Annotated in this window: 1 pseudogene; it reads left to right on the forward strand. The window is 56.9% G+C overall.

The window, feature by feature from the left end:
• Positions 1-543, forward strand: a pseudogene (locus tag H6A60_RS12335) (FAD-dependent oxidoreductase); the annotation flags it as partial.

The raw sequence follows: 543 nt of genomic DNA on the forward strand, positions 1-543 counted from the left end.
CACAGGTCCGCTACAACGGCATGCGGCTCGGCTCCATCACGCCCTCTGTCGGCGCACCGGGCACGATCGTTGTAGATAACTTCGGCAAGCGCTATGAAGCCGAAACGAAGGTGACGGACAATCCCAGCCGCTACTTCTTCTATAAGGCTGCCGTTCAGTTCGACATCAACTCGCTCTCGTATCCGCGCACGCCGTCGTGGCTGATCTTTGACGAAACGCTTCGTCAGCGCATGCCGCTCGTCAACCTCGGTATCTCGACCGTCGGCTTCGGTTTCGTGAAATGGGACGCCAAGAACGAAGAAGCAATCAAGAGCGGCTTGATTCTCAAGGCTGATACGATCGAGGATTTGGCCGAAAAGATCAAGGCTCATCCGGAGAACAAGAACCGCATGGTGCCTGCCAATCTTGTCGACACGCTGAAGCGCTTCAACGGCTTCTGCGACGGCAAGAAGGACGAAGATTTCGGTCGTCGTCCCGAAACGCTCGCCAAGATCGAAAAGGGTCCGTTCTACGCAATGCCGCTGGTTGCGGGCGGTCCGAACA

The sequence above is a fragment of the Sutterella massiliensis genome, from assembly GCF_016899755.1.
GTDB lineage: Bacteria > Pseudomonadota > Gammaproteobacteria > Burkholderiales > Burkholderiaceae_F > Sutterella > Sutterella massiliensis.